19 protein-coding genes, 1 tRNA gene and 1 pseudogene are annotated in these 23,773 nt (G+C 72.3%); 15 read left to right on the top strand and 6 right to left on the bottom strand.

All coding sequences use genetic code 11. From position 1 onward, the window contains the following. Positions 1-187 precede the first annotated feature (187 nt). Positions 188-1,789, bottom strand: coding sequence for a potassium/proton antiporter (locus ACIGO8_RS29910; protein WP_399737137.1), 1,602 nt, complete (start codon positions 1,787-1,789; stop codon positions 188-190). Positions 1,790-1,963: 174 nt separating this feature from the next. Between ACIGO8_RS29910 and ACIGO8_RS29905 the strand changes: the two genes are divergently transcribed. Continuing rightward, a complete protein-coding gene (locus ACIGO8_RS29905) occupies positions 1,964-4,696 on the top strand; it encodes a penicillin acylase family protein (RefSeq protein ID WP_399737135.1) in 2,733 nt (910 codons plus the stop codon). A gap of 114 nt (positions 4,697-4,810) precedes the next feature. On the opposite strand, the gene ACIGO8_RS29900 is transcribed toward ACIGO8_RS29905, so the two are convergent. Then, on the bottom strand, positions 4,811-5,416 hold the full coding sequence (locus ACIGO8_RS29900; protein WP_399737133.1) for a 5-formyltetrahydrofolate cyclo-ligase: 606 nt from the start codon (positions 5,414-5,416) through the stop codon (positions 4,811-4,813). 144 nt (positions 5,417-5,560) lie between these two features. Here ACIGO8_RS29900 and galU point away from each other — a divergent pair, with 144 nt between their 5' ends. The 7 genes from galU (at position 5,561) to ACIGO8_RS29865 (ending at position 11,136) form a co-directional block, all read left to right on the top strand. After that, entirely contained in the window at positions 5,561-6,460 is a 900-nt protein-coding gene (galU, locus tag ACIGO8_RS29895) for a UTP--glucose-1-phosphate uridylyltransferase GalU (protein ID WP_399737131.1), read from the top strand. 160 nt (positions 6,461-6,620) lie between these two features. Beyond that, positions 6,621-7,898, top strand: a complete 1,278-nt coding sequence (gene glp, locus ACIGO8_RS29890) for a gephyrin-like molybdotransferase Glp (RefSeq protein ID WP_399737153.1) — start codon at positions 6,621-6,623, stop codon at positions 7,896-7,898. Positions 7,899-7,955: 57 nt separating this feature from the next. Further along, positions 7,956-8,441: a cyclic pyranopterin monophosphate synthase MoaC gene (gene moaC / locus ACIGO8_RS29885; RefSeq protein ID WP_399737129.1), complete on the top strand. Its 486-nt coding sequence runs from the start codon at positions 7,956-7,958 to the stop codon at positions 8,439-8,441. A gap of 83 nt (positions 8,442-8,524) precedes the next feature. Next, positions 8,525-9,064 (top strand): molybdenum cofactor biosynthesis protein B, encoded by a 540-nt coding sequence (locus ACIGO8_RS29880; RefSeq protein WP_399737151.1) that lies wholly within the window; start codon positions 8,525-8,527, stop codon positions 9,062-9,064. After that, on the top strand, positions 9,061-9,687 hold the full coding sequence (locus ACIGO8_RS29875; RefSeq protein WP_399737127.1) for a GNAT family N-acetyltransferase: 627 nt from the start codon (positions 9,061-9,063) through the stop codon (positions 9,685-9,687). The genes ACIGO8_RS29880 and ACIGO8_RS29875 overlap by 4 nt, the downstream gene beginning before the upstream one ends. 136 nt (positions 9,688-9,823) lie before the next feature. Beyond that, positions 9,824-10,966 (top strand): gephyrin-like molybdotransferase receptor GlpR, encoded by a 1,143-nt coding sequence (gene glpR, locus ACIGO8_RS29870; protein WP_399737125.1) that lies wholly within the window; start codon positions 9,824-9,826, stop codon positions 10,964-10,966. A gap of 96 nt (positions 10,967-11,062) precedes the next feature. After that, positions 11,063-11,136 (top strand) — tRNA-Ala (locus ACIGO8_RS29865). A 135-nt stretch (positions 11,137-11,271) separates the two neighbouring features. Here ACIGO8_RS29865 and ACIGO8_RS29860 read toward each other — a convergent pair. Beyond that, positions 11,272-12,244, bottom strand: a pseudogene (locus tag ACIGO8_RS29860) (trypsin-like serine peptidase). 182 nt (positions 12,245-12,426) lie between these two features. Continuing rightward, on the bottom strand, positions 12,427-12,918 hold the full coding sequence (locus tag ACIGO8_RS29855; protein ID WP_399737123.1) for a GNAT family N-acetyltransferase: 492 nt from the start codon (positions 12,916-12,918) through the stop codon (positions 12,427-12,429). Between the two features lie 58 nt (positions 12,919-12,976). On the opposite strand from ACIGO8_RS29855, the gene ACIGO8_RS29850 reads away from it, so the two are divergent. Next, the gene (locus ACIGO8_RS29850; RefSeq protein WP_399737121.1) at positions 12,977-13,780 is read left to right on the top strand and encodes an exodeoxyribonuclease III; all 804 of its coding nucleotides are present in this window, start codon (positions 12,977-12,979) and stop codon (positions 13,778-13,780) included. Positions 13,781-13,825: 45 nt separating this feature from the next. On the opposite strand, the gene ACIGO8_RS29845 is transcribed toward ACIGO8_RS29850, so the two are convergent. Next, positions 13,826-14,446 carry a MerR family transcriptional regulator gene (locus tag ACIGO8_RS29845; protein WP_399737149.1) on the bottom strand — a complete coding sequence of 207 codons (621 nt, stop codon included), beginning with the start codon at positions 14,444-14,446 and terminating at the stop codon, positions 13,826-13,828. Between the two features lie 415 nt (positions 14,447-14,861). Here ACIGO8_RS29845 and ACIGO8_RS29840 point away from each other — a divergent pair, with 415 nt between their 5' ends. The 5 genes from ACIGO8_RS29840 to ACIGO8_RS29820 all read left to right on the top strand — a co-directional run bounded on the left by ACIGO8_RS29840 (position 14,862) and on the right by ACIGO8_RS29820 (position 19,419). Further along, positions 14,862-16,391: a flavin-containing monooxygenase gene (locus ACIGO8_RS29840; protein WP_399737119.1), complete on the top strand. Its 1,530-nt coding sequence runs from the start codon at positions 14,862-14,864 to the stop codon at positions 16,389-16,391. Then, positions 16,388-17,398: an alpha/beta fold hydrolase gene (locus ACIGO8_RS29835; RefSeq protein ID WP_399737117.1), complete on the top strand. Its 1,011-nt coding sequence runs from the start codon at positions 16,388-16,390 to the stop codon at positions 17,396-17,398. The genes ACIGO8_RS29840 and ACIGO8_RS29835 overlap by 4 nt, the downstream gene beginning before the upstream one ends. Continuing rightward, positions 17,395-18,279, top strand: coding sequence for an SDR family oxidoreductase (locus ACIGO8_RS29830; protein WP_399737115.1), 885 nt, complete (start codon positions 17,395-17,397; stop codon positions 18,277-18,279). The genes ACIGO8_RS29835 and ACIGO8_RS29830 overlap by 4 nt, the downstream gene beginning before the upstream one ends. Positions 18,280-18,497: 218 nt before the next feature. Beyond that, the gene (locus tag ACIGO8_RS29825) at positions 18,498-18,692 is read left to right on the top strand and encodes a hypothetical protein (protein WP_399737113.1); all 195 of its coding nucleotides are present in this window, start codon (positions 18,498-18,500) and stop codon (positions 18,690-18,692) included. 169 nt (positions 18,693-18,861) lie between these two features. Then, the gene (locus ACIGO8_RS29820; protein ID WP_399737111.1) at positions 18,862-19,419 is read left to right on the top strand and encodes a GNAT family N-acetyltransferase; all 558 of its coding nucleotides are present in this window, start codon (positions 18,862-18,864) and stop codon (positions 19,417-19,419) included. On the opposite strand, the gene ACIGO8_RS29815 is transcribed toward ACIGO8_RS29820, so the two are convergent. After that, the gene (locus ACIGO8_RS29815) at positions 19,362-22,952 is read right to left on the bottom strand and encodes a S41 family peptidase (RefSeq protein ID WP_399737109.1); all 3,591 of its coding nucleotides are present in this window, start codon (positions 22,950-22,952) and stop codon (positions 19,362-19,364) included. The genes ACIGO8_RS29820 and ACIGO8_RS29815 overlap by 58 nt on opposite strands. 161 nt (positions 22,953-23,113) lie before the next feature. Between ACIGO8_RS29815 and ACIGO8_RS29810 the strand changes: the two genes are divergently transcribed. Next, positions 23,114-23,686, top strand: a complete 573-nt coding sequence (locus tag ACIGO8_RS29810) for a TetR/AcrR family transcriptional regulator (RefSeq protein WP_399737107.1) — start codon at positions 23,114-23,116, stop codon at positions 23,684-23,686. Positions 23,687-23,773 lie beyond the last annotated feature (87 nt).

Here is a 23,773-nt window from a genome sequence, read left to right as displayed (position 1 = left end):
CCCCCCCCCCCCCCCCCCCCCCCCCCCCCCCCCCCCCCCCCCCCCCCCCCCCCGCGCCTCGGCCGCCATACGGTCGCGCCAGCTCTGCGTCAGGCAGAGTTGGTTCGATCAGGTGTGCCTTCATGGTACAGGGAAGGGCGTCTTCCCGCCTGGGAAAACGTCCTGGCACCCGATTTAATGCCTGGGATTAACCGGATGTTCGCCGGAAGGGCCGGCGCAGCAGCCCGCGTTCCTGGGTGAGGGCGGTGGCGCGGCCGGTGCCGAGCCAGCCGGCCAGCTTGCCGCCCTGGCCGACGGCCCGCAGCCGGCGTTCGGCCGCGTCCCGTACCGGGTCGGTGGCGACGACGAGCAGTTCGTCGCCGCGCCGCAGCACGGTCGCGGGGCTCGGGACGAAGCTCTTCTCGTCCCGTACGACCAGGGTGACGGCGGCGCCGGCGGGCAGGCGCAGTTCGGCGACCTCGACGCCGTGCATCCGGGAGCCCTCGGGGATGGCCACGGACAACAGGTGGCCGCGCAGGCGCTCCAGCGGCGCGGACTCGACGCCGAGGTCGGCGGCCCCGGCCTGGTCGCCGAGCTTCAGGGCCCGGGCCAGCCAGGGCAGCGTCGGGCCCTGGACCAGGGTGTAGACGACGACCAGCACGAAGACGATGTTGAAGATCCGCTCGCTGCCCGCGATCCCGGACACCATCGGGATGGTGGCGAGGATGATCGGCACCGCGCCGCGCAGGCCGGCCCACGACATCAGGGCCTGCTCCTGCCAGGGGATACGGAAGGGAAGGAGGCTGACGAAGACCTCCATGGGGCGGGCGACCACGGTGAGGACCAGGCCGATGACGATCGCCGGCCAGAAGTCGTGGACGAGCTCGTGCGGGGTGACGAGCAGGCCGAGCAGGACGAACATGCCGATCTGGGCGATCCAGCCGAGTCCCTCGGCGAAGCCGCGGTTGGCGGGTGCGTGCGGCAGCTTGGCGTTGCCGAGCACCATCGAGGCCAGGTAGACGGCGAGGAAGCCGGAGCCGTGGGCCATGGCCCCGGCGGCGTAGGCGACGACGGCGATGGCCATGACGGCGATCGGGTAGAGGCCGGAGGCCGGCAGGGCGATGTGCCGAAGGCCGTAGGCGCCGACGAAGCCGACGGCCAGGCCGACGGCGGCGCCGATGGCGAGCTCCAGCGCGATCTCGCCGACGAGGACGTACCAGGCGTCGACGTGCCCGACGGTGGAGAAGGCGACGACGAGGATGACGACGGGTGCGTCGTTGAAGCCGGACTCGGCTTCCAGGACGCCGGTGACGCGGGACGGCAGCGGCACCTTGCGGAGCACGGAGAAGACGGCGGCGGCGTCCGTGGAGGAGACGACGGCGCCGATGATGAGGGCCTGCTGCCACTCCAGGCCGACGAGGTAGTGCGCGGCCGAGGCCGTGATGCCCACGCTCACCGCGACGCCGACGGTCGACAGCACGGCCGCCGCGGGCAACGCGGGTTTGATCTCCTTCCACTTGGTGCCCAGGCCGCCCTCGGCCAGGATCACGACAAGTGCGGCATAGCCGATCACCTGGGTCAGTTCGGCGTTGTCGAAGGCGACGTTGCCGATCCCGTCCTGCCCAATGGCGATCCCGATCCCGAGGTAGAGCAGCAGGCTGGGCAGCCCGCTCCGGGAGGAGATCCGCACCGCCGCCACGGCGACGAGCAGAACGAGCGAGCAGATGAGCAGGAGTGCGTTGAGCTGGTGGACAGTCAGTGGCCGTTCCTTCCCCTCACATGCGCAGCCGGATCGTTCCTCCGGTGCCACTACTTCGTTACCTTACCTAATCTTTAACGCTTTCTTGACGCCTCCTTGGTATCCGCTCGCACATCCGTGCGTATAAGTACGGTTCTCTTCCTGACACCGCGTCCGGGCCCTCCGGACGCTGCGCCTAAGGTTGCTCCCGTACTCCAGGACCACCCTGCCCCTCGAAGGACAGCGATGCCCTCCAACACGACCGCGCCCCCCGCCAAGAAGAAGGGGCGGCGCGCCCGCCTGATCGTCCTCGTCCTGGTCCTCGCGCTGGTCGCGGGCTTCGGGTACGGGGCGTACTGGGGCGTCGACACGGTCCGGGGCTCGTTCCCGCAGACCACCGGCACCCTGCGGATCGACAAGCTCTCCAGCCCGGTGGAGGTCAAGCGCGACACCTACGGCGTCCCGCAGATCTACGCCGACAACGAGGCCGATCTGTTCCGCGCCCAGGGCTACGTCCAGGCGCAGGACCGCTTCTACGAGATGGACGTCCGCCGCCACATGACGGCCGGCCGCCTCTCCGAGATGTTCGGCAAGAGCCAGGTCGACACCGACGCCTTCCTGCGCACGCTGGGCTGGCGCCGCGTCGCGCAGCAGGAGTACGACAAGGTCCTGTCGCCGGAGACGAAGAAGAATCTCCAGGCCTACGCCGAGGGCGTCAACGCCTATCTCAAGGACCGGGACCCGTCCGACGTCTCCGTCGAGTACGCGGCCCTGGCCTTCACCAACGAGTACACGATCGAGCCCTGGACCCCGGTCGACTCGGTGGCTTGGCTCAAGGCCATGGCCTGGGACCTGCGCGGCAACATGCAGGACGAGATCGACCGCTCCCTCATGACGAGCCGCCTCAAGCCCCAGCAGATCAAGGACCTCTACCCGGGCTACCCGTACGACCTGCACCAGCCGATCGTCGGCCAGGGCGCCGTCGACAAGATCACCGGCAAGTTCGACCCCAAGGCCGACGCGAAGGGCGGCGACACCGCCACGGGCACCGCAGGCGGCGACGGCGCGCAGGGCATCCAGTCCCAGCTCGCCTCGCTCTCCGACGCCCTCGACGAGATCCCGGCCCTCCTCGGCCCCAACGGCAACGGCATCGGCTCGAACTCCTGGGTCGTCTCCGGCCGGTACACGACCTCCGGCAAGCCGCTGCTCGCCAACGACCCGCACCTCGCGCCGATGCTGCCGTCCCTCTGGTACCAGATGGGCCTGCACTGCCGCTCCGTCTCCGCGACCTGCCGCTACGACGTCGCCGGCTACACCTTCTCCGGAACGCCCGGCGTGATCATCGGCCACAACGACTCCGTCGCCTGGGGCTTCACCAACCTCGGCGCCGACGTCACCGACCTCTATCTCGAGAAGATCGGCACCGACGGCTACGTCGTCGACGGCCGGACCAAGCCGTTCCTCACCCGCGACGAGATCATCAAGGTCGCGGGCGGCGGCAGCCGCACCATCACCATCCGCTCCACCGAGCACGGCCCGCTGGTCTCCGACCGCTCCACCGAGATGGAGAAGGTCGGCCGGACCGCACCCGTCGGCAACGCCGCACCCGACCGCGGCACCGGCTACGGCGTCTCCCTGCGCTGGACCGCCCTGCAGCCCGGCAAGTCGATGGACGCCGTCTTCGAGCTCAACCGCGCCAAGGACTTCAAGAGCTTCCGGGCCGCCGCCGAGCACTTCGAGGTCCCGTCCCAGAACCTGATCTACGCCGACACCGCCGGCAACATCGGCTACCAGGCCCCCGGCAAGATCCCGGTCCGCAGCAAGGCCAAGGCCTACGACGGCACCATGCCCGCGCCGGGCTGGGACTCCTCGTACGACTGGAAGGGCTACATCCCCTTCGACGAGCTGCCCTACGAGTACAACCCGAAGCGCGGCTACATCGTCACCGCCAACCAGGCCGTGATCGACGAGAAGAAGTACCCCCACCTCCTCACCCGGGACTGGGGCTACGGCTCGCGCAGCCAGCGGATCAACGACCTCATCGAGTCGAAGACCAAGGACGGCGGCAAGATCTCGCCGGACGACATGCAGACCATGCAGATCGACAACCGCAGCGAGATCGCGACCCTGCTCAACCCGTTGCTGCTGAAGATCGACATCTCCGACCCGCAGGTCCGCGAGGCACAGAAGCTCCTGGAGGGCTGGGACTACACCCAGGAGCCGGACTCGGCCGCCGCCGCGTACTTCAACGCCGTCTGGCGCAACGTCCTCAAGCTCGCCTTCGGCAACAAGCTGCCCAAGGAACTGCGGGTCGAGGGCGAATGCATCAACGTCCGCGTCGCCGACGCCACCGGACCCGTCGACGAGCAGAACAAGCTGGTCCCCGAGTGCGGCGAGCGCGACCCCGACTCGGCACAGCCGGACGGCGGCGACCGCTGGTACGAGGTGGTCCGCCCGCTCCTCAAGCAGGACACGAACGACTGGTGGAAGACGCCGGGCGACCGGCTCAACGCCCCCACCGAGACCCGCGACCAGCTGCTCGCCCAGGCCATGAAGGACGCCCGCTGGGAGCTGACCGCCAAGCTCGGCAAGGACGTCTCCACCTGGAGCTGGGGCCGGCTGCACCAGCTGACCCTGAAGAACCAGACCCTCGGCACCGCCGGCCCCGGCGCCGTGCAGAAGATGCTCAACCGCGGCCCGTGGAACATGGGCGGCGGCGAGGCCGCGGTCAACGCGACCGGCTGGAACGCGGCCGGCGGCTACGACGTCATCTGGGTGCCGTCCATGCGGATGGTCCTCAACGTCGGCGACTGGGACCGGTCCCGCTGGATCAACCTCAGCGGTGCTTCCGGCCACGCCTTCAACAGCCACTACACCGACCAGACCGACAAGTGGGCCAAGGGCGAACTGCTCGACTGGGCGTACGGGCAGGCGGCCGTCGAGGCCACCACCCAGGACACCCTCAAGCTGGAGCCGTAGCGGTAGACCTGGCCGTTGCCGTTGCCGTTGCCGTTGCCGTGGCCGTGGCCGTGGCAACGGCCGTAGCCCCGGCGGTGGGCGAAGTCCTCGCGGCCGCCAGGGCGCGGCCGGCTCTCAGCGCTCGAAGCGCCTGACCCCCTCCGGGGTCGCCACCGCGTGCACGGGGTGGTCGTGCGGTTCCTCCGGGACCCGCGCGACCACCTCGTTCGCGTAGAGGAGCACCACCAGCGCCGGATCCGCGCCCGCCCGTACGAGCCGGGCGAGGACCCGGTCGTACGAACCGCCGCCCCGCCCGAGCCGCATCCCGCGCCCGTCCACGGCGAGCCCCGGCAGCAGCACCGCGTCCGCCTCGCACACCGCCTCCGGCCCGAGCCGGCTGCCGACCGGCTCCAGCAGCCCGCGGCCCGCCTTGACGAGCCGCTCGGCCCCCTCGTACGCCGCCCAGTCCAGGTCGTTGTCCGGCAGCAGCACCGGCAGCAGCACCCGCACGCCCCGCTCGCGCAGCGCGTCGAGCAGCGCACGCGTCCCCGGCTCGCGCCCCACCGAGACGTACGCCGCGACCGTGCCCGCCTTCGCGAGCTCGGGCAGCTCCAGGGCGTGCTCCGCCAGCAGACCGGCGGTGAGCGCGACGTCCTGCGGCGTCAGCGCGGCGCGGGCGGTGAGAAGGGCACGGCGCAACAGCGCCTTCTCGGTCGGTTCCTCAGGCGGTTCGATGCTCAACGCGGCTCAGAATCCTCTTGTATCGGGCGGTAGCGGTACGGGCGTTGAGAAAGGCAGGGAGAGGCGCTGCTTCTCACGTCTTCTCACTGCTTTTCGCTGCTTTTCTCATATTCCTTCCCATACCGAACGGCTAGGGTGCTCCGCATGACTCAGACGCCGTCCCTCACCAAGGCTGTCATCCCGGCCGCCGGCCTGGGCACCCGGTTCCTGCCGGCGACCAAGGCGACGCCCAAGGAGATGCTGCCGGTCGTCGACAAACCGGCGATCCAGTACGTCGTGGAGGAGGCCGTCGCGGCCGGACTCTCCGACGTCCTCATGATCACCGGCCGCAACAAGCGCCCGCTCGAGGACCACTTCGACCGGAACTACGAGCTGGAAGAGGCGCTGACCCGCAAGGGCGACGAGGAACGGCTCGCCAAGGTCCAGGAGTCCAGCGACCTGGCCACCATGCACTACGTGCGTCAAGGCGACCCGCGCGGCCTCGGCCACGCCGTCCTGTGCGCCGCCCCGCACGTCGGCGACCAGCCGTTCGCCGTCCTGCTCGGCGACGACCTGATCGACCCGCGCGACCCGCTCCTCGCCCGCATGATCGAGGTGCGCGAGCGGTTCGGCGGCAGCGTCGTCGCGCTGATGGAGGTCGAGCCCTCGCAGATCCACCTCTACGGCTGCGCCGCCGTCGGCCCGACCGGCGACTCGGACGTGGTCAAGGTGACCGGCCTGGTCGAGAAGCCGGAGCCGGCGGAGGCGCCCAGCAACCTCGCGATCATCGGCCGCTACGTCCTCGACCCGGCCGTCTTCGCGATACTGCGGGAGACCGAGCCGGGCCGCGGCGGCGAGATCCAGCTGACCGACGCCCTGCAGAAACTCGTCCAGGACGAGACGGCCGGCGGCCCGGTCCACGGCGTGGTCTTCAAGGGCCGCCGCTACGACACCGGGGACCGCGGCGACTATCTGCGTGCCATTGTCAGACTGGCGTGCGAACGTGATGATCTGGGGCCGGACTTCCGGACCTGGCTCCGCAGTTACGTCAGCGAGGAGATGTAGCACCTTGAGCAGCAGCGCGGCACCGTCGGCCCCCGGCGACGCCCACGGCCACCACGGCGGCCACGGCCACGGCCACGGCCCTGGTCACGACGGCGGCCACGGTCACAGCCACGACCACGGCCACGGCGCCGGCGATCCCTGCGCCGGCCCGGACCGCGGCCTGTGGTCCGTCGACGAGCACCTCGACGACGTCCTGGCGGCGGTCTCCCCGCTCGAACCCATCGAGCTGCAGCTGCCCGACGCCCAGGGCTGCGTCCTGGTCGAGGACGTCACCGTGCCGGTCGCGCTGCCGCCCTTCGACAACAGCTCCATGGACGGCTACGCGGTCCGCGTCGCCGACGTCGCCGGCGCGAGCGAGGAGTTCCCCGCCGTCCTCACCGTCATCGGCGACGTCGCCGCCGGCGCCGGCGGCCTGCCCGAGGTCGGCCCCGGCCAGGCCGCCCGGATCATGACCGGCGCCCCGCTGCCGCCCGGCGCCGAAGCCGTCGTCCCCGTCGAATGGACCGACGGAGGCACGGGCGAGGGCACGGCCGGCGGCATGCGCCCCGCCAGCGCCGCACCCGAAGGCGCGGCCGGCGAGGTCCGCGTCCACCGCCCCGCCGAGGCCCGCGCCCACGTCCGGGCCCGCGGCAGCGACGTCCGGGCCGGCGAGCTGGCACTCGCCGCCGGCACGGTCCTCGGCCCGCCGCAGATCGGCCTGCTCGCGGCCATCGGCCGCGGCACCGTACGCGTGCGCCCGCGCCCCCGCGTGGTCGTGATCTCCACCGGCAGCGAACTGACCCAGCCCGGCGAGCCGTTGGCCGAGGGACAGATCTACGACTCCAACAGCTTCGCCCTCGCCGCCGCCGCCCGCGACGCCGGAGCCCTCGCCTACCGCGTCCCGGCCGTCGCCGACGACGCCGAGTCGCTGCGCGCCGCCATCGAGGACCAGCTGATCCGGGCCGACCTCATCGTCACCACGGGCGGCGTCAGCGTCGGCGCGTACGACGTGGTGAAGGAGGCGCTGACCGCGGACGGCGAGGTCGACTTCCGCAAGCTCGCGATGCAGCCGGGCAAGCCCCAGGGCTTCGGCATGATCGGCCCCGACCACACCCCGCTGCTGGCCCTGCCCGGCAACCCGGTCTCCTCGTACGTCTCCTTCGAGCTCTTCGTACGCCCCGCGATCCGCGCCCTGATGGGCCTCGCCGACCGCCCCGACACCCACCGCCCCCGCGTCCGCGCCGTCCTGAAGGCCGACCGCGCCCTCTCCTCCCCGTCCGGCCGCCGCCAGTTCCTGCGCGGCACCTACGACCCCGAGTCCGGCACCGTCACTCCCGTGGGCGGCTCCGGCTCCCACCTGATCGCCGCACTCGCCCACGCCGACGCCCTGATCGTCGTCCCGGAGGACACGACGACCGCGGAGCCCGGCACGGAGCTGGAAGTGGTCCTCCTCGGCTGAGGGAGGCATGGTGGGGGTACGGTGTCGTCCCCAACAGCGACCGGGAGTGTCACCGCCATGAGCACGCAGCAAGGTCTCACCCACATCGACGAGGCGGGGGCGGCCCGCATGGTCGACGTCTCCGGGAAGGACGTCACGGCCCGGACGGCTCGGGCCAGTGGACGGGTCCTCGTCTCGCCGCGCGTGATCGAGCTGCTGCGCGGTGAAGGGGTTCCGAAGGGGGACGCGCTGGCCACGGCCAGGATCGCCGGGATCATGGGGGCGAAGAGGACGCCGGACCTGATTCCGCTGTGCCATCCGCTGGCCGTGTCGGGCGTGAAGCTGGATCTGACGGTCACCGACGAGGCCGTGGAGATCCTGGCGACGGTGAAGACCACCGACCGCACGGGTGTGGAGATGGAGGCCCTGACGGCGGTGTCGGTGGCGGCGCTGACCGTGGTCGACATGGTGAAGGCGGTCGACAAGGGCGCGGTCATCTCCGACGTACGGGTGGAGGAGAAGACCGGCGGCAAGTCCGGGCACTGGACGCGGGGCGAGTCGTGACGCGCGCGGGCAAGGTGGCGGGCGCCCACGAGCACGAGGCGCAGGAGCACGAGGCGCAGGAGCACGAGGCGCGCGAGGCGGCGGTGCTGGAGGCCGGGGCCGGCGGGGCGCTGCTCGCTCCGTACGCGGCGCTCGTCGTCACCGCCTCCAACCGCGCGGCGGCCGGTGTCTACGAGGACAAGGGCGGCCCGCTGATCGCCGAGGCGTTGCGCGGCGCGGGCTTCGCCGTGGACGGCCCGCAGGTGGTGCCGGACGGCGCGCCGGTCGAGGCGGCGCTGCGGGCCGGTGTCGCGGCGGGTTACGACGTGATCGTGACGACGGGCGGTACGGGCATCTCGCCCACCGACGAGACGCCCGAGGTCACCCGGCGCGTCCTCGACCGGGAGATCCCGGGCATCCCGGAGGCGATCCGCGCGTACGGCCGGGAGAAGGTGCCCACGGCGGCGCTCTCGCGCGGTCTGGCGGGCGTCGCCCGGGGCACGCTGATCGTGAACCTGCCCGGTTCGACGGGCGGGGTGCGGGACGGGATGGCCGTCCTGGAGCCGCTCCTCGTCCATGCCGTCGACCAGATCCGTGGCGGCGACCACCCGAGACCTGCCGCGGAAGCGGGCCCGCAGTCATGATCCCGTCCTGGCCCGTGGTGCTGGCGGACGGTGAGGTGCTGCTCCGGCCGATAAGGATGCGCGACCAGCGGGCCTGGCGCGAGGTGAACCGGCGCAACCGCGACTGGCTGCGGCCGTGGGAGGCGACCGTTCCGCCGCCCGGGCCGGGCGGGCCGGTGGCGCGGCGTCCCACGTACCGTCAGATGGTGCGTCATCTGCGGGCGGAGGCGAACGCGGGCCGGATGCTGCCGTTCGTCATCGAGTACCAGGGCCGTCTGGTCGGGCAGTTGACGGTGGCGGGCATTACGTGGGGCTCGATGTGTTCGGGTCATGTGGGCTATTGGGTCGACAGCGAGGTGGCCGGCCGCGGTGTCATGCCGACGGCGGTGGCGCTCGCCGTCGACCACTGTTTCCGGGTGGTGGGACTGCACCGGATGGAAGTCTGCATTCGCCCGGAGAACGCGCCTTCGCGGCGGGTCGTGGAGAAATTGGGATTCCGGGAGGAGGGGCTGCGGCCCCGCTACCTGCACATCGACGGCGCCTGGCGTGACCACCTGGTCTTCGCGCTGACGGCGGAGGAGGTGCCCGAGGGCTTGCTCCGCCGCTGGCATCAGGCACGTCGTCAGCCGCGGGAATTCCAATAAGTGTTCGAATTCAATCGAGGTTGGGCGTCAATCGATCGGAACAATCACAAAAAACTTCAGTGATATCAGCCAGATCGTGCGACACACCGGGCCAATTGGCCGATGCCTTCACCCGAACCCCTCTACCGTGTGAGGCGTGAGCAGCAGCGGCCTCATCTACGCAGTCATCGTCGGGGCCTGGGCCGCCTACTTGGTGCCGATGTGGCTCCGCAGGCAGGACGAGCTGAACGAGGCCCGTCCGACGGAACGCTTCAGCACCGCCATCCGGCTGCTGTCCGGACGGGCGGGCATGGAGCGCCGTTACGCCAAGGAGCTCAGGGACCGGGAACGGGCGGCGGACGGCGCGGCGCCCGACGTGGATCCGGACGCGGAGACGGAGCATCTGAGCTCGGTCGACGTCCGGGGTTTCTGCGCGCCCGCGGCCAGGACGGAAGCCCGCCTGGAGATTCCCGATCCGGCACCCCAGGCAGCCCAGGTCCCCCAGGGCCCCTCGGCCCCTCAGGCCCCCAAGGCCCCTCCCGCGGCCCCGGCCTCGGCGCCCGCCTCTTCGTCCGCCCCGAGCCCGGCCGCGGCCGCGGCCGCGGCCTCGAAGCGGCGCGGGTCCAGCGCGGCCGCCGAACGGGCTCGCCGCAGCAAGGTCCTCGCCCGGCGCCGGCGCACCACCGTGCTCCTCTTCCTCGCCTTCACCCTCGGCGCGGTCGTCGCGGCCGTCGGCGGCCTCGCCTTCCTGTGGGCTCCCGGCATCCCGGCCGTGCTCCTGAGCGCGTACATCGTCTATCTGCGCGTCCAGGAACGGCGGCGTTTCGTCTACGTGATGGACCGCCGCAACGCCGAGGCCGCCGCGGCCCGCCTCCGCGAGAGCCGCCGCCCCGCCCCGACGCCGGAGCCGGAACCCGCCCAGGTCCCGGCGCCCGCGCAGGCCGTCTCCCCGCAGGAGGCGGACCGGCGCGCCCTGGTGGAGCAGACGGACCACGCGGAGTGGGTCGACCAGCAGCGCGAGCGCGGCCCGTCCCGCGGCGACAGCTGGGACCCGGTCCCGGTCCCGCTCCCGACGTACGTCACCGCTCCGGTCGCCCCGCGCGCCACCGGCGGCGTCGACGTCACGGACCCGGAGACCTGGAGCGCGGCCCGCTCCTCCACCGCGGCCGATCCCACGCCGGCTCCCGCCCCGGCCCCGCGCCAGCGCACCGCCCAGCCCCGGCCGCGCCGCGACCACGGCCGCACCCCGCTCTTCGATCAGTACGCGGACGACGACCGCCCCCGCGCGGCCAACGAATGACCCGGCCCCGGGGGCCCGCGACGGCCCCCGGCTGACCTGCGGAGGAGCGGATTTCCAACTACGCCGGTCGGGATGCTAATGTTTCACACGTCGCAAGGGCCTGTGGCGCAGTCTGGTAGCGCACCTCGTTCGCATCGAGGGGGTCTGGGGTTCAAATCCCCACAGGTCCACAGACACAGAGGACCCCGTCCGATCGGAAGATCGGGCGGGGTCCTCTGCTGTGTCAGGACCCGGTCCGGAGCCCGGCCGGGGTCGGGGCGGGAGCCGGGCCGGAGCCGGGCCGGGGCCGGGGTCGGGTGGAAGGCTCAGGAAGCCTGGGCCTTGTTGTAGAGGTTCTGGGCGTCGGTGCCGAAGTACGGGCCGAACATGCGGTTCGGCAGGAAGTTGTAGCCGAAGCTGTTCACCGAGGACTGCAGGCCCGTTCCCGTGGCCTCGTCGAAGGAGGTGAACCAGGGGCCGCCGCTGGAGCCGCCGGTCATGTTGCAGGCGAGCGAGTGGTCCTGGGAGAACAGGAAGTCCTTCGAGGAGTTGCCCGAGCAGTAGACCAGCTTGGCGCCGTCGTAGGGCGAGGCGGCCGGGAAGCCGAAGGCGTACATCGGTTTGTTGTAGGCGCCGTTGAACTGAATGCCCTGGGCGCCGGTGACCGAGGTGAGGGTCTGGCCGCCCAGCGGGGCGACGACGGCGGCGCCGACGTCGTAGTTGATGTCCTCGCTCGCCTCCCACTGCGGTGTGGTGAGGGTCTTGGTGGCCGTCCACTGGCCGTAGGGCGCGTTGCCGTTGTTGTAGGCGGGGACGAAGACCCAGTTGGTGTGCCAGGCGCCCTGGTACTTCACGCAGTGGCCGGCGGTGATGACGGTGCTGCCGTTGTTGCTGGTGACCGCGTTGCCGGAACAGGAGGCCGAGCGGCCCTGGAAGGTGAAGAAGACGCGGCCGGAGGTCTTCACCACTGCGCCGCCGCCCGTCCAGGCACCGCCGGCCTGTGGGAAGGCGGTCGGGGAGGCGGAGGCCGTGGTGGCCGCGCGCGTCGGCGCGATCGTCGTCGGGCGGGCCGCGCCGGGGACCTGGCGCAGGGCGTGCGGGGCGGCCTCCAGGTCGAGCGGGACGGCCGCGCGCATCCGGTCCGGGGTCCAGAAGGCGGCGGCCGCGCGCTGGTCGGCGGCCTTTGAACGAGTGGCCGGTGTCACCGGCGGCCTGGGCCGTGGCCGTGGTGGTCAGTCCGCCGGCGAACAGGGCGCCGACGGAGAGCAGGACGGCTGTGGCGAAGCGGTGGCGTCTCACGCATGTCTCCTTCTGCCGGGGCAGGTGGGGATGAGAGCGGTGCGGATCGACGTGCGTGAGGCAGCGTGCCAGAGTGCGAGGTGTTTGTCAGGAGCGCGTCATAGCCATGGGTGACGGCTTCCAGGGCCGCCACGGCTTCCGCCCGCTTGCGTGGAGCCGAGGCCGTGTCTTCTGTCGTGCCGTCACAGGGCCTTCGCGAAGCAGCGGCTGTTCGGGTAGTCGCGGTAGAAGCCGAACTTCGCGCAGGGCGCGTAGCCGCTGGAGGTGTAGAGCGCGATGGCCTCGGGCTGGGCGGTGCCCGTCTCCAGGACCATGCGGGTCCGGCCGGCGGTCCGGGCGTCGTCCTCGAGGAGGGCGAGGATGCGGCGGGCCAGGCCCAGGCCGCGCGCCTCGGGGACCACGTACATCCGCTTCAGCTCGGCGTCACCGTCCGCGTAACCCTCGTCGTTGGCGTGCTGGGTGCGCCAGCCGCCGGTGGCGACGGGGCGGTCCTGCGGGTCGTACGCGATCAGGTAGAGGCCCTGCGGCGGGACGAACATCGAGGGGGTGAGCGGTGTGAGATCGCCCTCACCGTCACCGTCGTCGTCCGCGTAGCGCTCGGCGTACTCCAGCTGGACGGCGTCGTTGAGCTTGACGGCGTCGGGGTGGTCGAAGGGCGTCGGACGTATGTTCATGCGGACTATCGTACTTCTATGCGGTGGCCGGTCGTCGGCCTGTCGGTATTCTCCCGGGATGCTCACTGTGACGTCCGTGAATGTCAATGGTCTCCGAGCCGCCGCCAAGAAGGGCTTCGCCGAGTGGCTGGCCGGGACCTCCGCCGATGTGGTCTGCCTCCAGGAGGTCCGCGCCGAGGAGGCACAGCTGCCGGCCGAGGTCCGCGCGCCCGAGGGCTGGTTCACCGCGCACGCGCCCGCCGCCGCCAAGGGCCGCGCCGGCGTGTCCCTCTACACGCGGCGCGAGCCCGACGCCGTACGGATCGGCTTCGGGTCGGACGAGTTCGACGCCGCCGGCCGTTACGTCGAGGCCGACCTGCCCGGCGTCACCGTCGCCAGCCTCTACCTGCCCTCCGGCGAGGTCGGCACCGAGCGGCAGGACGAGAAGATCCGCTTCATGGACGTCTTCCTGCCCTATCTGAAGGAACTCAAGGAGCGCGCCGCCGCCGACGGCCGCGAGGTCGTCGTCTGCGGCGACTGGAACATCGCCCACCGCGAGGCCGACCTCAAGAACTGGAAGGCCAACCAGAAGAACGCCGGCTTCCTGCCGGAGGAGCGGGCGTGGCTGAGCCGGGTCCTCGCCGAGGGCGACGGCGGCTACGTGGACGTCGTACGCGAGCTCCACCCCGACCAGGACGGGCCCTACTCCTGGTGGTCCTACCGCGGGCGCGCCTTCGACAACGACACCGGCTGGCGCATCGACTACCAGATCGTCACGCCCGGACTGGCCGCGAAGGCGGTCAAGGCGTACGTCGAGCGGGCCGCCACCCACGCGGAGCGCTGGAGCGACCACGCGCCCGTCACCGCCGTCTACGGCCAGTAGGACGGGCGGGCCCGGGCGGGCCGGTACGGGGCTCGGCGGGAGGATTCAGGAGGGTTCGGGCCGGCGGCGGTCGAGGGCGAGGGACAGCTCGGCCTCGACGACGCTCTTCGCCAGCGGGCGCAGGCGCTGGACGTCCTTCTCGTCGGCGTACTTGCCGAGGAGTTCCGTGAAGAGCTCGGCCAGCGCCTCGGCGTGCTCGCGGACCCGGCCGCCCGCCTCCAGGACGGCGGCCAGCGGGACGCCCTCGCGGACGAGGGCGGAGGAGACCTCGAGGAGCCGGCGGCTGACGTGGACGATGTCCTCGCCGTCGGTGGCGAGATAGCCGAGGTCGAGGGCGGCGGCCAGGTTCTCGGGCGTGACCTCGCCGGCGAAGTGGTCGGCGAGCTCCTCGGGCGTGAGGCGGACCGGCTCCTCCTCGGTCGGTGTGCCGAGCTGGAGCACCTCTCCGACGTTGCGGCCGGACTCGAAGGCGGCGGTGAGGTCGGCGATGCCGTTGAGGGTGTGGCCGCGTTCGAGGAGGGCGGCGATGGTGCGCAGACGGGCCAGGTGCTGGTCGTCGTACCAGGCGATCCGGCCCTCGCGGCGGGGCGGCGGGATCAGTCCGCGTTCGCGGTAGAAGCGCAGGGTCCGTACGGTGATGCCGGCCGCGGCGGCCAGGTCGGCCATGCGGTACTCACGCGGCGCGGCCTCGGCCCCGGCGTCAGCCCCGGCCCCGCTGTCAGCCCCGCTCCCGGCCTGGGTGTCGGCCCGGGCCTCGGTCCCGGCCTCCGTGTCAGCCCGCGTCCCCGTCCCGGCCCCCGCCGTCACGCCGGTCGCCGTCCCGGCCTCGGTCCCGGCCTCCGTGTCAGCCCGCGTCCCCGTCCCGGCCCCCGCCGTCACGCCGGTCGCCGTCCCGGCCTCGGCCTTGACCTCGGCCCTGTCCGCCTGTTCGCCCGATCGTTCTGCCACGAACGCCAGCCTATGTTGTACCGCCGGTAACTTTCCCTCGCCCGACCCCTACCGCTCGGTATGCCGCTGCTCTACAGTCCCGATTGTGCCAGTGATTGCTGGCGGAATCTTGGCCGGGCGCACGGGAGGCGGCATGGCGAAGCACGAGCACGTACGAGTGGCGGTGATCGGATCGGGATTCGGCGGGATCGGGGCCGCCGTCCGGCTCCGCCGCGAGGGAATCACCGACTTCGTCGTCCTGGAGCGGGCCGACGCGGTGGGCGGCACCTGGCGGGACAACGACTATCCCGGCTGCGCCTGCGACGTGCCCTCCCACCTCTACTCCTTCTCCTTCGCGCCCAACCCGGACTGGCCCCGCACCTTCTCCGGCCAGCGCCACATCCGCGCGTATCTGGAGCACGTCACCGACACGTTCGGGATCCGGCCGCACCTGCGCCTGAACCACGAGGTCATGAAGACGGCCTGGAACGAGGAGGAGCTGCGCTGGGAGATCGAGACGAGCAACGGCTCCTTCTCCGCCGACGTCGTCGTCTCCGCCACCGGTCCGCTCTCCGACCCCAAGATCCCCGACATTCCGGGGCTCGCCGACTTCCCCGGCAAGGTCTTCCACTCGGCCCGCTGGGACCACGACTACGACCTCACCGGCAAGCGCGTCGCCATGGTCGGCACCGGCGCCTCCGCCATCCAGATCGTCCCGTCCATCCAGCCGAAGGTCGGCCGGCTCACCCTGTTCCAGCGCACGCCGCCGTGGGTCATGCCGCGCGTGGACCGGGCCATCAGCGGGCCCGAGCGCTGGCTGCACCGGCAGCTGCCGTTCACCGCGACCGCCCGCCGCGGCCTGCTGTGGGGCATCCGCGAACTCCAGGTCAGCGCCTTCACCAAGCGGCCCGACGAGCTCGGCCTGGTCGAGCGGCTCGCCAAGGCCAACATCGCCCGGGCCGTCAAGGACCCGGCGCTGCGGGCCAAGCTGACTCCCTCGTACCGCCTCGGCTGCAAGCGGATCCTGCTCTCCAACACGTACTATCCGGCGCTCACCCGGCCCAACGTCGACGTCGTCGCGTCCGGTCTGCAGGCGGTCCGCGGCAATGTCGTGGTCGCCGCCGACGGCACCGAGACCGAGGTCGACGCGATCATCTTCGGCACCGGCTTCCACGTCACCGACATGCCGATCGCCCCGCGCGTCATCGGCGCCGACGGCCGCTCGCTCGCCGACCACTGGAAGGGCGGCATGGAGTCGCTGCGCGGCGCCACCGCCGCCGGCTTCCCCAACTGGATGACGATCATCGGCCCCAACACGGGCCTCGGGAACTCCTCGATGATCCTCATGATCGAGTCCCAGCTGAACTACATGGCCGACTACCTGCGCCAGCTCGACGTCCTGGGCGGACGCGCGGCCCTCGCCGCCCGGCCCTCCGCCGTCGGCGCCTGGAACCGCCGGGTGCAGGCCCGGATGGAGCGGACGGTGTGGAAGTCGGGCGGCTGCCAGAGCTGGTACCTCGACGCCAACGGCCGCAACACCACCCTGTGGCCGGGCACGACGGGCGAGTTCCGGCGCGAGACGCGGTCCGTCGACCTGTCCGAGTACGAGGTGCTGCGCGCCCCCGCGAAGGCACCGGCCGCGGGCGCCCGCCGGGACGGCCGCAAGAAGGAGGCCGTCAAGTGAGCGCCACGCACCCGCCCGCCCCGAGCCCTCGCGTCCTCACCGCGACCTCGGCCGACGGGTCCCGCCTGCACGTCGAGGTGTACGGCCCCGAGGGCGCGCCCGCCGTCGTCCTCGCCCACGGCTGGACCTGCTCCACCCGCTTCTGGGACGCCCAGATCCGGGACCTCGCCGCCGACCACCGGGTCGTCGTCTACGACCAGCGCGGCCACGGCGGCTCGCCGGCCCCCGAACCCGGGGCGGGCGGCAACGGCTACTCGGCCAAGGGCCACTCGACCAACGGCTCCTCGGCCAAGGGCCACTCGACCACGGGCTACTCGACCGAGGCGCTCGCCGACGACCTGGAGGCCGTGCTCGCGGCCACGCTCGGGCCGGGCGAACGGGCCGTGCTCGCCGGTCACTCCATGGGCGGCATGACGCTCATGGCCGCCGCCGGGCGGCCGCTCTTCCGGCAGCACGCCGCCGCCGCGCTGCTCTGTTCGACCGGGCCGTCCCGGCTGACCGCCGAGGCCCTCGTCGTGCCGTTGCGGCCGGGCGGCCTGCGGACCCGGCTGACCGCGGCGGTCCTCGGTGCGAAGGCGCCGCTCGGGCCGGTCACGCCGGTGTCGAAGAAGATCCTCAAGTACGCGACGATGGGACCGGGAACGGCGCCCGAGCGGGTCGACGCCTGTGCCCGGATCGTGCACGCGTGCCCGCGCGGCGCACGGCACGGCTGGTCGCAGGTCCTCGCCGGGCTCGACCTGGAGGCGGGCGTGCGGGAGCTGCGGCTGCCCGTGGCCGTGCTCGTCGGCACCGCCGACCGGCTCACGCCGCCCGGCCACTCCCGCGCCATGGCGGCGGCCCTGCCGCACTGCACGGGACTGGTCGAACTGGCCGGGACGGGACACATGACGCCGGTGGAGGCCCCGGAGGCCGTCACCGCGCAGATCCGCGAACTGACGCTCACCTATCTGGGAGTGACCGAGCGGCAGGCCGCCACGACGCAGCAGAAGGAGGAGGCAGGGGCATGAGCAGGGTGAGCCTGGAAGGACAGGTGGCGGTCGTCACCGGAGGAGCGCGCGGTGTCGGCGAACTCCTCGCCCGCAAACTCTCCGCGCGCGGCGCGAAGATCGCCCTCGTCGGCCTGGAGCCGGAGCTCCTCAAGGAGGTCGCGGGCCGGCTGCACACCGAGGCGGACTGGTGGCACGCCGACGTCACCGACCACGAGGCCATGGCGCGGGTGGCGACCGAGGTGAAGGAACGCTTCGGCAAGGTGGACATCGTGGTCGCCAACGCCGGTGTCGCCGCGGGCGGTCCGTTCGTGGACTCCGACCCGGTCGCCTGGCGGCGGGTCATCGAGGTCAATCTGATCGGCGGCGCCGTGACGGCCCGGGCCTTCCTGCCCGTCCTCATGGAGTCCCGCGGCTACTTCCTGCAGATCGCCTCGCTGGCCGCGATGACGCCGGCGCCGATGATGACGGCGTACTGCGCCTCCAAGTCCGGCGTCGAGGCCTTCGCGCACAGCCTGCGCGCCGAGGTCGCCTACAAGGGCGTGAAGGTCGGCGTCGGCTATCTCTCCTGGACCGACACCGACATGGTGCGGGGCGCGGACCAGGACGACGTGATGCGCGAGCTGCGCTCCCGGCTGCCGTGGCCGTCGAACCGCACGTATCCGCTCGGCCCGGCCGTCGACCGGATCGTGGCGGGCATCGAGCGGCGCTCGGCGCACGTCTACGCCCAGTGGTGGCTGCGCGGGATGCAGTCGAGCCGCGGCTATCTGCCGGGGATCATCGCGACCGTCGGGCGGCGCGAGATGCAGCGCTTCGAGCCGCGGCTCGCGTCCGTGTCCAAGGGCCTGGTGGGCGCGGGCGGCGCGGCCGACGAGCAGGCGCGCGGGAGGACGGGCGCCTAGGCGAGAGGGAGGACGGGCGCCTGGCGCGCGCCAGGTGGCCGGACGGGAAGTGGCCGGCCGGGCGGGAAGGCGGCCGGCCGGGTGGGGAGCCGGTCCGGACGGCCGATGACTGTCCGTATGTGATCGAAATGCGCAGTGTGTCCGGCCGTGTCAATCTGGTCGAGGCCCAGGGGCTACACGCCCCGACTCCCTCACACCCCCACTAGGAGTGAATCTTCATGGGCATCAAGGACCAGTTCCAGGACAAGGCGCAGGAGCTCAAGGACCAGGCTCAGAGCCGGGCGCGCGGCGTGAAGGACGAAGCGTCCGAGCGCGCCTCGCAGGCCAAGGGCCGTCCGCGTGACCCGCAGTCGGACCGGACCCGCCAGGAGGCGGAGGACCGTGACCGGTTCGAGCAGGACTACGACGCCTGACGCCGTCCTGTGAGGAAGGCGCACCCGGGACGCCGGGTGCGCCTTCGCGTTTGCGCCTAAGGGTGTGCGCCTTCGCGTTTTCCACAGGTGGACCCGGCAGGTGTCTGCCTGCCGGGCACCTGTGGATAACCGGCGGCACGGAATCGCGGAGTTACGTACCGTGATGCCCATGGCCGTCACCGAGCTCGTACTCGAGCGTCTGCGATCCGATCACGCGCCCGCCGTCCTCGCCTTCGAGCGGGAGAACCGGGCCTTCTTCAGCGCGTCCGTGCCCGACCGGGGGGACGCCTTCTTCGAGCCGGACGGATTCGCCGCCCGGCACCGGGCCCTGCTCGACGAGCAGGAGGCCGGCACGATCCACTTCCATGTGCTGGTGGCGGGTGACGGCGCGATAGTCGGCCGCTTCAATCTGGTGGACGTGGCCGAGGGCAGCGCCGAGCTGGGCTATCGGCTGGCCGAGAAGGCGACCGGGCGGGGCGTGGCGACGGCGGCGATACGGGAGTTGTGCCGCCGCGCCCGCGAGGAGTACGGGCTCAGCCGCCTCACCGCCGCCACGACCCTCGCCAACGGGCCGTCCCGGGCGGTGCTCGCCCGGGTCGGCTTCGGGGCGGTCGGGAGCGTCACGCTCGCCGACCAGCCCGGGATCGCCTACGAGCTGGACCTCACGGCCTACGAGTCGGACCTCGGCGGCAGTTTGGGCCGGGAGCGGTCCGGCACGGCCTCGTAGCCGGGCGGGCTCGCGGCCGGGTTCTCCTCCAGGAGCGCCAGGGCGACATGGACCGCGTCGTCCAGCTGGGCGTGGCGGCCCTCGGCCCAGTCGAGCGGGGTGCGCAGGATCTCCAGGTCCGGCGCCACTCCGTGGTTCTCGACGGACCAGCCGTACTCGGGGAACCAGGCCGCGTTCATCGGGACCGTGATCTGGGTGCCGTCGCCGAGCCGGTGGCGGCCCGTCATGCCGACGACTCCGCCCCAGGTGCGCTGGCCGACGACGGGGCCGAGGCGCAGCAGCTTGAAGGCCGCGGTGATCATGTCGCCGTCGGAGGAGGTGGCCTCGTCGGCGAGGGCGACGACCGGGCCGCGCGGCGCGTTGGAGGCGTAACTGACGGGCTGGGCGTTGCGGGTGAGGTCCCAGCCGAGGATCTTGCGGGTCAGTTTCTCTATGACCAGCTCGCTGATGTGGCCGCCGGCGTTGCCGCGGACGTCCACGATGAGGGCCGGCCGGGAGACCTCCATCCGCAGGTCGCGGTTGAACTGCGCCCAGCCGGAGCCGCCCATGTCGGGGATGTGGAGGTAGCCGCAGCGACCGCCGCTGACCTCGTGGACCACGGCGCGCCGCTTGGTCACCCAGTCCTGGTAGCGCAGCGGGCGTTCGTCGATGAGCGGCACGACGGCGATGCGGCGGGAGCGGCCCTCGCCGCCGGCGGGAGTGAAGGTGAGTTCGACGGTGGTGCCACCGGTGCCGGAGAGGAGGGGAGCGGGACCGGCGACGGGATCGACGGGCCGGCCGTCGACATGGGTGAGGACCGCGCCCTCGCGGATGCCGGTGCCGGCGAGCGGCGAGCGTGCCTTGGAGTCGGAGGAGTCGCCGGGCAGGATCCGCTTGACGACCCAGCCTTCCTCGCGGGGCACGAGGTTGGTCCCGAGCAGGCCCTGCGGGCGCGTGTAGTACGGCGGACCCTCGTTGCGCCGGGCCGGCGTGACGTACGCGTGGGAGGTGCCGAGTTCGCCGAGGACCTCGCGCAGCAGGTCGGCGAACTCGTCGGGTGAGGCGACGCGTTCGACCAGCGGGCGGTACTGGTCGAGCACGGCAGCCCAGTCGACGCCGCCCATGTCCGGTTCCCAGAAGTAGGCCTCGACGATCCGGCCCGCCTCGTCGAACGCCTGCCGCCACTCGGCGGCCGGGTCCACCTCGTGCACGATGCGCCGCAGGTCGAGGTAGACGGTGGTGTCGCCGTCGCCGGACTCGGTGGCGGGCACGGCGCGCAGCTCGCCCTCGTCGACCACCACGAGCCGGCTGCCGTCGCCGCTGACCGCGAACCAGTCGAGGTGGTCGACGAGTTCGGTCTTGCGGGCCCTGGTGATGTTGTAGTGCTCCAGGGTCGGCCGGGGCGAGGGATCGGAAGGGTTGGCGAAGGTCTCGCCGAGGGCGCCGGAGATGGGCCAGCGCAGCCAGACGAGGCCGCCGCCGGCGACGGGCTGGAGGGCGGAGTACTTGGAGGCGGTCACCGGGAAGGGCGTGACGCGGTCGGGAAGCCCCTCGATCTCGACGGTGACCGTCCCGTCCCCGGCGCCGCCCGCCTCCTCGTCGGCGGGATCCATGCCGCCGGCGGCGGGCCGGCCGTCGGGAAGGAGCGCGAAGGGAGAGGGAGTCGCGGAGGAGAGCGGTACGAGATAGGGGCGGCAGCCCAGCGGGAAGGACAGGTCGCCGGTGTGCACGTCGTAGACCGGGTCGAAGCCCCGCCAGGACAGGAAGGCGAGATAGCGGCCGTCTCGGGTGAAGACCGGGTTCTCGTCCTCGAAGCGGCCGTTGGTGACGTCCACGATGAGAGGAGCGCCGGGCCCGGAGATGCGGGCCATCTTGATGGAGCGCAGCGAACGCCCGATGCCGGGATGCGACCAGGTCAGCCAGGCGCCGTCGGGAGAGAAGGCCAGGTCACGGACGGGCCCGTTGACCGACCGGATCAACTCGGTGACCACGCCCTGGGAGCCGTCGGAGCCGTCGGAGCCGTCGAGACCGCCGGAAGCCTCGGCCCCGGCGCCACCGTCGGAGCCCTCGGCCTCCCAGCGCGCCGCGCCGCCTGCCGCGCCGCCCTCGGCCGAAGGCTCCGCGGAGGCTGCTCCCGCCGGTTCCGGGTCCGCGTCCGGCTCCGCGGAAGCTCCCGCCGGGTCCGCGTCCAGGCCCGGTGCGGGCGTCGGACCGGGCGCCGGACCGGGGGCTTCCGTTTCCGTCGCCGGCGCGGGCGCCGGCTCCTGGTCGGAGAGTTCCGCGGTGTCGATGAGGAGGAGGCGGCCGTCGCTGGAGGCGATGGCGAGGCGTTCGCCGTCGGGGTCGGCGACGAGTTCCTCGACCCGGCCGAGTTCACCGGCGGCGAGCCGGCGGGGCGGGCGGTCGCCGCTGGCCCGGGGCAGGTAGGCGATCTCGAGGGCGTCCTCGCCCTCGGCGTCGGTGACGTAGACGACCTGGCCGCCGCTGCCCAGCATCTCGGGCAGCCTGACCCGTACGCCGGGCGTGTCCGTGATGGTGCGGGCGGGGCCGTCGCGGTGGGTCAGCCAGTAGAGGCTGCCGCGCACCGAGACGGCGCTGGCCCGGCCGGTCTCGTCGACGGACAGCGCGTCCACGTGGTGGGCGGCGGGCACCTGGTAGGGGCGGCGGCCGGTGCGCGGCCCGCCGAGGCGCACGTCGAGGCGGCGGGGCCGGGAGTCGGCGGTCAGCTCGTCGACGATCCACAGTTCGCCGGCGCACTGGTAGACCACGCGCCGGCCGTCGCTGGAGGCGTTGCGGGCGTAGAACTCGTCGTGGTCGGTGTGGCGGCGCAGGTCGGTGCCGTCGGGAAGGCAGGAGTAGAGGTTGCCGATGCCCTCGTGGTCGGAGAGGAAGGCGATGCGGACGCCGTGGGGCCCGCCCTCGCCGGACGGCGCGGTGACGAACATGGGCGCGTCGAGGTGGCCGCCGAGGTCGGCCAGCAGCCGTTCTCCGTGCAGCCACAGCCGGCCCATGGCACCGCCGCGGTAGCGCTTCCAGGAGGCGGGTTCGTGCGGGGGCGTGCCGGTGAGGAGCAGGGTGCGGCGCTGGTCGTCGAGGTCGGCGACGGCGATGTCGGAGACCGGGCCCCAGGGCATCCGGCCGCCGGGGGAGCCGTCGGTGGGGACGGAGTAGGCCCAGGAGAAGTAGGAGAAGGGCTGGCCGTGCGAGGAGACGGCGAGGATGTCGCACCTGCCGTCCTTGTCGGGTGGTGACCAGCCGCAGACCCGGGTGTCGGTCGAGCCCCAGTAGGTGAGCCGCCGGGCGGGGCCGCCGTCCACGGGCGCGAGGTGGATCTCGGGATCGAGGCTGCGCCAGCTGGTGAAGGCGATGTGGCGGCCGTCCGGCGAGAAGCGCGGGTGGCCGACCCGGGTCCGGTCGACGGTGATCCGCCAGGCTCTGCCGGGCCGTTGGCCCTCGGGCGCGAGGGGGGAGACCCAGAGGTCGTCCTCGGCCGCGAAGCACAGCAGCTCGTCGTGGAGGTGCGGGAAGCGGAGATACGCGAGGTCGTCACTCACCTCCTCATGCTTTCCGCCACAAGGGGGCGCGGCAACTCGTACGTGCGTCCGCATGTGGCCCAGAACACGTACGAAACGGTTTCGTTTCGCTCGCGGTCCCGGGTATCGTCGTGGTGTACGAAACCGTTTCGTTCGATGATCTGTCGGACAGGAGGCCGGTCATGGCACGCAGCAGGCTCACCCCCGAGCGGGAGGCCGAGCTGTACGAAGCCGTGCTCGACCTGCTGCGCGAGGTCGGTTACGACGCCCTCACCATGGACGCCGTCGCCGCCCGCACCCGGTCCAGCAAGGCCACCCTCTACCGCCAGTGGGGGAGCAAGCCCGAACTCGTCGCCAAGGCCCTGCGCCACAACAAGCCGGTCTCGCTCGCCGAGATCGACACGGGCACCCTGCGCGGCGACTTCCGGGCCATGCTGGAGCGGTCCGACGACTGTCAGATGGAGAAGGACTCCGCGCTGATGCGGGGTCTGGCCCATGCCGTCCACAACAACCCCGAACTGCTCCAGGCGCTGCGCGAGCTGCTCATCGAACCCGAGATGACCGGCCTTCACGAGGTGCTGGACCGAGCGGTCCGGAGGGGCGAGATCGACGCCGGGAACCCGGCGCTGAGGCTCGTGCCCCACATGCTGATCGGGGCGTTCATCGCCCGCCCGCTGATCGAAGACCAGCCGGTGGACCACGCCTTCCTCAGCGCCTACGTCGACGCCGTCGTGCTCCCCTCACTCGGCGCCTGACCACCCCGCGCATCCCGCACCACCCACGCAGTTCCTGACGTCGCACCGCTCACGCCGTCGGGCCGGCTCCCCATGCCCTGTCCCACC

The organism is Streptomyces sp. NPDC053493 (assembly GCF_044544825.1).
Lineage (GTDB): Bacteria > Actinomycetota > Actinomycetes > Streptomycetales > Streptomycetaceae > Streptomyces.
Note: the sequence above shows the minus strand (reverse complement) of the source record. Positions and strands in the feature narration are given on the sequence as shown.

Coding starts and splice junctions, on each gene's coding strand:
- ACIGO8_RS29905 (WP_399737135.1), top strand. CDS start 1,964: ATGCCCTCCAACACGACCGCGCCCCCCGCCAAGAAGAAGGGGCGGCGC.
- ACIGO8_RS29855 (WP_399737123.1), bottom strand. CDS start 12,918: ATGAACATACGTCCGACGCCCTTCGACCACCCCGACGCCGTCAAGCTC.
- ACIGO8_RS29840 (WP_399737119.1), top strand. CDS start 14,862: ATGGCGAAGCACGAGCACGTACGAGTGGCGGTGATCGGATCGGGATTC.
- galU (WP_399737131.1), top strand. CDS start 5,561: ATGACTCAGACGCCGTCCCTCACCAAGGCTGTCATCCCGGCCGCCGGC.
- ACIGO8_RS29875 (WP_399737127.1), top strand. CDS start 9,061: ATGATCCCGTCCTGGCCCGTGGTGCTGGCGGACGGTGAGGTGCTGCTC.
- ACIGO8_RS29810 (WP_399737107.1), top strand. CDS start 23,114: ATGGCACGCAGCAGGCTCACCCCCGAGCGGGAGGCCGAGCTGTACGAA.
- ACIGO8_RS29850 (WP_399737121.1), top strand. CDS start 12,977: ATGCTCACTGTGACGTCCGTGAATGTCAATGGTCTCCGAGCCGCCGCC.
- moaC (WP_399737129.1), top strand. CDS start 7,956: ATGAGCACGCAGCAAGGTCTCACCCACATCGACGAGGCGGGGGCGGCC.
- ACIGO8_RS29820 (WP_399737111.1), top strand. CDS start 18,862: ATGGCCGTCACCGAGCTCGTACTCGAGCGTCTGCGATCCGATCACGCG.
- ACIGO8_RS29830 (WP_399737115.1), top strand. CDS start 17,395: ATGAGCAGGGTGAGCCTGGAAGGACAGGTGGCGGTCGTCACCGGAGGA.
- ACIGO8_RS29825 (WP_399737113.1), top strand. CDS start 18,498: ATGGGCATCAAGGACCAGTTCCAGGACAAGGCGCAGGAGCTCAAGGAC.
- ACIGO8_RS29845 (WP_399737149.1), bottom strand. CDS start 14,446: ATGGCCGACCTGGCCGCCGCGGCCGGCATCACCGTACGGACCCTGCGC.